Origin of the sequence: Pseudomonas sp. RW10S2 (assembly GCF_014268985.1) — a bacterium.
Taxonomy (GTDB): domain Bacteria; phylum Pseudomonadota; class Gammaproteobacteria; order Pseudomonadales; family Pseudomonadaceae; genus Aquipseudomonas; species Aquipseudomonas wayambapalatensis.
This window is the reverse complement of sequence record NZ_JABWRO010000222.1, coordinates 1-2,878: the sequence shown is the minus strand read 5'-3', so window position 1 is coordinate 2,878 and position 2,878 is coordinate 1. Positions and strand designations below refer to the sequence as shown.

Sequence of the window (2,878 nt, the reverse complement as noted above, 5' to 3'; positions counted from 1 at the left end):
CGGCGGCCCGACCGCCGAGATCGTCGGCCAACTGTTGCGCCGCCTGGGCGAGCGCGGCCAGGTCCTGACCGTCACCCACCTGCCGCAGGTTGCAGCCCAAGGGCACCATCACCTGTTCGTGCACAAGGTACGCAACAGCGACACCACCCATACCGCCGTGGCCAGCCTCGGCAAGCGCGAGCGGGTCGAAGAAGTGGCACGCATGCTGGGTGGGATAGACCTGACCAAAGAGTCCCTGGCGCATGCGCGCAAGATGGTAGTCAGCGGCAAGGCCTGAGGCAGCTCACTCCTCGACCCGCGCCAGAAAGCACAAAGGCGACCCGAAGGTCGCCTTTGCTGTTAATAACGATCGAAATCGTTACTTTTTCTTACGCACATACAGGACCAGATTGTGGTCCACGAGCTCGTAGCCATGTTCGGCGACGATCTCTTTCTGGCGGCGCTCGATCTCCGCATCCATGAATTCGATCACTTCGCTGGTGTCCACGTTGACCATATGGTCGTGGTGTCCGCCATCGGCCAGCTCGAACACCGCGTGGCCGCCATCGAAGTTGTGGCGAACCACCAGACCCGCAGCTTCGAACTGGGTCAGTACGCGGTAGACGGTCGCCAGACCGACATCCTCACCCGCTTCCATCAGCGCCTTGTAAACATCCTCGGCGCTCATGTGACGCTGCTCGGTCGAATCGAGCATCTGAAGGATCTTGACTCGAGGCAGGGTCACCTTGAGACCGGCTTTGCGCAATTCGCTATTTTCAACCATGGTCAGCTTTCTCGCCGATGCTGCTTCGCAGCTTCTCTTAATACGGGTATGATCGGGGTTTACGTTGTCCAGCCAAGATAGTGGAAGTCGCCCACCGATGCAAAACACCAAGCTCTTGCTAACCAGCCTCACCCTCGTGGGACTGCTCGCACTCGCCGGTTGCTCGTTTCCCGGGGTTTACAAAATCGACATCCAGCAGGGCAATGTCGTCACGCAGGACATGATAGACCAATTGCGCCCCGGAATGACCCGACGGCAAGTAAGGTTTATCATGGGCAACCCACTCCTGCAGGACACCTTCAACACCAATCGCTGGGATTATCTCTACAGCATCCAGCCTGGCGGCGGTAAGCGCCAGCAGGAGCGCATGAGTATCTTCTTCAACGAGAGCGACCAACTGGTCAGCCTTTCCGGCGACTTCATGCCGGGCGTAAGCCGCGACCAGGAAATCCTGGGCGGCAGCAGCACCACGACCGTCAGCCCGGCCAACCAGCCGTCTCAACAGCCGGAAAAACCAGCCAAGGCTGGCTCGACGGAAGAGTCGATCCAGCGCGAAATCGACACCATCGAGACGACCCCGGTGCCTACGCCGGCGCCACTGGAGACCTCGCCGCAATAACGGCATGGCCCATGAAAAAGCCCGGACATGGTCCGGGCTTTTTATTGCGCAGCGTATACAGCAACAACCTTACCCGCGTGCAGCCTTGGCCTTTTCGGCTCGCTGTCTGCGCATCGCCTTCGGGTCCACCAGCAGCGGCCGGTAGATTTCCAGGCGTTCACCCTCCTCTACCTGACGCTGATGCGGTTCGGCAACGACCTTGCCAAACACGCCCACCGGGCAGCTTTCAATATCCAGCCCTGGCACTTGCGCAGCAATGCCAGACAACCGCAAGGCCTCACGCAGCGTCACGCCATGCGGCACCAGACACGCCAGCAGCCATTGGCGCTCGGCAGTCGCGTAGGCCACCTCGATACGCAGGGTCTCAGCCATGAAGCTGTTTGGCGCGCTGGCAGAAGGCATCGACGAGGGTGTTGGCTGCCTGGTTGAACAATGGCCCGAGGGTGGCGCGCACCAGCGGCCCGGCATAATCGAACGACAGGTCGAGGCTGATCTTGCAGGCTTTTTCGCCCAGCGCCTTGAACACCCATACGCCATGCAACTGGGTGAAGGGTCCTTCTTCCAGGTTCATCTCGATGGATTGCCCCGGCACCAGCACATTGCGCGTGACGAACTGCTGGCTCATGCCGCCCTTGGCCACCTCCAGCTTCGCCCGCATGTGGGTGTCACTCGCCTCGAGCACCGTCGAGTCCGAGCACCAGGGAAGAAACTCAGGGTAGCTGGCCACGTCGTTGACCAGGTCGTAGAGCGCCTGGGCAGGGTATGGCAGCAGGGCGGAGCGTTGAATATGGGTAGTCATCCAGGCATCACTTCCAAGCTGGGCGGCAGCGCATCACAGCGCTTCGGAACGGTTCCGTGCAACGGAACGAGGCCTGCATTGTCCGGGATTCATCCTGCAGGCTCAAGCGCACCGAACCCCATAGCCAGAGGACGTGGCGACTGCCTATAATGCCGCCCCTATGGCTAAGCAAAAGAAACATCCGACCGGGACCATCGCGCAGAACAAGAAAGCGCGACACGATTACTTCATCGAACACAAGTTCGAGGCCGGGCTGGTCCTGTCCGGTTGGGAAGTAAAAAGCCTGCGGGCCGGCAAGGCGCACCTGACCGACAGCTACGTGCTGCTCAAGGATGGCGAAGCCTGGCTGTTCGGCAGCCACATCACCCCGCTGAACACCGCCAGCACCCACGTCATCGCCGACCCCATGCGTACCCGCAAGCTGCTGCTGAACAAGCGCGAGCTCGAGCGCGTGGAAGCTGCCGTGGCGCAGAAAGGCTACACCTGCGTGGCCTTGGCGCTGTACTGGAGCAAGCACCTGATCAAGTGCGAAATCGCGCTCGGCAAGGGCAAGAAGGAGTTCGACAAGCGCGACACGATGCGCGAGCGCGACTCCAACCGCGAGCTGCAGCGTGCGGTGCGCAACAAGGGCAAGGAAGAGTAGATCTTCTTCAGCGGGCAAGTCGCAGCGGCGGTTCGGCGCTTCGGCTTGCCCGCG

General features: G+C 61.0%; 5 protein-coding genes and 1 pseudogene. 3 read left to right on the top strand and 3 right to left on the bottom strand.

Features of this window, described 5'->3' with window-relative positions; genetic code table 11:
• Positions 1-277, top strand: a pseudogene (locus HU729_RS25320) (DNA repair protein RecN); the annotation flags it as partial.
• Between the two features lie 81 nt (positions 278-358).
• Here HU729_RS25320 and fur read toward each other — a convergent pair.
• Entirely contained in the window at positions 359-763 is a 405-nt protein-coding gene (fur, locus tag HU729_RS25315) for a ferric iron uptake transcriptional regulator (protein WP_046788147.1), read from the bottom strand.
• Positions 764-860: 97 nt separating this feature from the next.
• On the opposite strand from fur, the gene bamE reads away from it, so the two are divergent.
• Entirely contained in the window at positions 861-1,382 is a 522-nt protein-coding gene (gene bamE / locus HU729_RS25310; RefSeq protein ID WP_054892627.1) for an outer membrane protein assembly factor BamE, read from the top strand.
• A 69-nt stretch (positions 1,383-1,451) separates the two neighbouring features.
• Here bamE and HU729_RS25305 read toward each other — a convergent pair whose 3' ends face one another.
• A complete protein-coding gene (locus HU729_RS25305; RefSeq protein WP_186711903.1) occupies positions 1,452-1,754 on the bottom strand; it encodes an RnfH family protein in 303 nt (100 codons plus the stop codon).
• Positions 1,747-2,181 carry a type II toxin-antitoxin system RatA family toxin gene (locus HU729_RS25300; protein ID WP_054892629.1) on the bottom strand — a complete coding sequence of 145 codons (435 nt, stop codon included), beginning with the start codon at positions 2,179-2,181 and terminating at the stop codon, positions 1,747-1,749. Before HU729_RS25300 ends, HU729_RS25305 begins: the two co-directional genes overlap by 8 nt.
• A 160-nt stretch (positions 2,182-2,341) precedes the next feature.
• On the opposite strand from HU729_RS25300, the gene smpB reads away from it, so the two are divergent.
• On the top strand, positions 2,342-2,824 hold the full coding sequence (gene smpB / locus HU729_RS25295; protein WP_027917703.1) for an SsrA-binding protein SmpB: 483 nt from the start codon (positions 2,342-2,344) through the stop codon (positions 2,822-2,824).
• The last annotated feature ends 54 nt before the right edge of the window (positions 2,825-2,878 follow it).

Excerpts from the sequence above, each read along its gene's own strand:
- fur (WP_046788147.1), bottom strand. The coding sequence starts at position 763 with ATGGTTGAAAATAGCGAATTGCGCAAAGCCGGTCTCAAGGTGACCCTG.
- bamE (WP_054892627.1), top strand. The coding sequence starts at position 861 with ATGCAAAACACCAAGCTCTTGCTAACCAGCCTCACCCTCGTGGGACTG.
- HU729_RS25305 (WP_186711903.1), bottom strand. The coding sequence starts at position 1,754 with ATGGCTGAGACCCTGCGTATCGAGGTGGCCTACGCGACTGCCGAGCGC.
- HU729_RS25300 (WP_054892629.1), bottom strand. The coding sequence starts at position 2,181 with ATGACTACCCATATTCAACGCTCCGCCCTGCTGCCATACCCTGCCCAG.
- smpB (WP_027917703.1), top strand. The coding sequence starts at position 2,342 with ATGGCTAAGCAAAAGAAACATCCGACCGGGACCATCGCGCAGAACAAG.